Annotated in this window: 2 protein-coding genes and 1 pseudogene; all 3 read right to left on the reverse strand. The window is 56.8% G+C overall.

Going from position 1 to position 2715, the window contains the following annotated elements; all coding sequences use genetic code 11:
• On the reverse strand, positions 1–421 hold a 421-nt coding region (locus LKE08_RS01365), incomplete at its 3' end, for a GvpL/GvpF family gas vesicle protein (protein WP_324702396.1).
• A 12-nt stretch (positions 422–433) separates the two neighbouring features.
• Entirely contained in the window at positions 434–2008 is a 1575-nt protein-coding gene (locus tag LKE08_RS01370) for a hypothetical protein (RefSeq protein WP_324702397.1), read from the reverse strand.
• 150 nt (positions 2009–2158) lie between these two features.
• A pseudogene (locus LKE08_RS01375) lies at positions 2159–2715 on the reverse strand (serine/threonine protein kinase); the annotation flags it as partial.

Raw genomic sequence — 2715 nt, forward strand, 5'->3', positions numbered from 1 at the left:
CCAAAAAGTAGGCCCGCCCTTGGCTCGGCTCCGGTTCCGTCGGTGGCTCCGGCCGAACGTAGTCTCGGGGAACTCCCCGCAGCAAATATTCGGCCCGACCCTGCAATTGATCGAGCTGGCGGGAATAGCGATCGCGTTCGGAAGCCATATGTTCCAACAATCGGGCTTCCGAGTGAAAGCAGGTGCCGAACCGCAGCGGTAACAATGTTGTTTGCTCGAAAACTTCACAGAGGACGCGATCGTGGGCTAAAACCGCCCGCATCAATTCTTCATCGTCGGTTTGGGGCAAATTTTCCGCCCCCAAGTTCGGCTCGACCAATGCACACAGATCGTCCGTTGTCACCAAATCTACCGGATTTTCAATTCCTTGGGGTAAGTTCAGCGGAACTCGGGGAGTCTTTAAAAAGGCGTAGACATACATCAGACACGATCCTCAAGATTCAGCATCTTCCGAAGCGGGACGGGGAATCGGCACCCATTCCAGGCTGAAGACGAGTTGAACCAATCCCGATCGCACCTCGGAAGCCGATCGCCACATCCGTTCCCCTGCGGTGGACTCGGCCCAATCCACTTCCACCCCGTCCATCCAGATGCCCAGCTCGGGGGACACCTCCCGAAATTTTTTTCCAATTTCCGCCAGTGCGGAGCCGATCTCTTGTAAGTTCTCCCAATCGATGACGGCATCTTCCGCCAACAGCGTCCCCGTCAGTTGGGGGGTTTCGCGGGTGGTGATGTCGATTTCCCAGTGAGATCCGGTAAAGTCGGCGTTCAAAATTGCCACCAACCGCACCGTCCCCCGTTCCCATCGGTGTCCGGGTTGCAGGACTCGGGCGGAAATGCCGCCAATGAGTCGCACGATCGCGCGATCGCCGCTCACCATGTGCCACAGCAGTTTTGAGGTCAGCCGACCCAAATTGAGCTGGGGGGGGACGAGTTGGGGTTCGGGAGTCGGCAACCCGGAATAGACTCGCTCGGCAAACTCACTCGTTCGGGCCAGCAAAAATGGCTCGAAGGCTTCAGGTGGGGATTCGTGTTGCCCCAAAAATAGGTGTTTCAGGGGGATTGCCAGTTGTTGGCGGATCGATTCCCGGACGTAGCGACTCAAAACCACCGTATCCGTGAGCTTGAGTTGGCTCGACAGGAGGGCTCTCGGTGATTCGTCTATTGTCTCTACGGATGATGACTCAAAGGTATGCTCGAACGAGGGGGGATTCGCCAGAAATTCCCATCCCAATGTCAAAGAGAGTTGGCCGACTTGCCAATTGTAGCCCGGATACAGAAGGGTGATGGGCTGAGATTTTAAGTTGGCGATCGCCGGAAATCTTTGGTCGATGGTGTTTTGGAGCCGTTCGAGCAAAGATTTGGCGTCGAGGGGATATTGGCAAAATCGACAATCCCCGGACTGAATCATCGCCTCGGCGGGCAGGTTAAATTGAGGGGGGTGGCGGGTCGCCAGGTCGATCGCTTCCTGGGTTTGGGACGTTTTCAAGGTCAGACCCGCGACCAGTCGCAGGATGCCCCGGTTCCAAGTGCCGTCCGCCGCAGTGACTTTGGCTTCGATCCCCGTCAGGAGCCGGAGCGTATCTTCCGCACTGCGGGCCAGATGCCACAACAACAGGGGCACGATGTCATTTAAGGCGATAATTTCAGATTGGGTAATTGGCTCTTTTTTGGACTGTGGGGCGGATTTTTCATCCTCCAACGCATTCAGGACATCGCCCATTTCTTCGGTGACGTAGGGGAGCAGATGTTCCGGGGTTTGGGGCGGGTCGGATTGCCATCCGCCGCCGGGCGATCGCAGGTTGGCAACCAATTCCACCAATTTTTCCAGGCTGTCCGTCAAAGCCGGGGACACCCGATCTTCGGGTCTCGAAGTCGGCGTCACAACTCCTGGAAGTTTGAGTAAGATGCGATCGGACTCTTCGGCGTCGAACAATGAGAGGGGTTGGGGAACTTCGGCGGGAGAGGAAGAAGGTTCGCCGAACGTCTTCTCGGGGGTATCGTACATGGTCAGAATGCCTCCAATGGAAATTGTCTTCCGGCAGTGACGAGTGAAGGGTGATATCAAATCCGGATTTTCAGAACAATTGATCTCGACCCTTTGCCCCTTACCCTTTCTCCCTCCCTACACCCTACACCCTACACCCTACACCCGATTTCAGGGATCGAGGGGGAGGTCCAGGCGATCGACGATCTGGATGGAGTTCCCAGTTGAGGGATCGGTGACGATCGCCAAACCCGTTTTTCCCCAGGGTGCGATCGCCAGGGGGATGACGCCCAGGTGAAACTCGCCGATCCGACGACCGTCCCAATTGACGATGCGGAGGTTGCCATCCGCATCGGCCCAACCATATCCCCAGTCTGCAACAAAAAAGCAGGTGGCGGGCGACTCCAGAAAGACTCGGATCAAATGGAGGGGTTTGAGACGAATTTGGAACAGGAGGGAGGGGGAATCGTCGGAGAGGGCGAGGATCGTGTGGGGTTGGGGGGTCGGCAAGACCGGGCTGACGGAGATGGGCAATTTGAGTCGTCCCATGGGGATGCCCCGGCGACTGTAGATCTGAAATAGGGTTCTCGGAGATTTGGCTTCGGGATTTGACCAGGTGGCGAGGAGGTGTCGGCGATCGAGAAAGGTCAATATGGGGAGTTTGTCGGTGGAGACCGAGAGAATTTTCAGGGGTTTGGGGGGGTTTGAGGGGGGGTTTGAGGGGAGGT

The sequence above is a fragment of the Lyngbya sp. CCY1209 genome (assembly GCF_035615495.1).
Classification (GTDB): Bacteria; Cyanobacteriota; Cyanobacteriia; order Cyanobacteriales; family Microcoleaceae; genus Limnospira.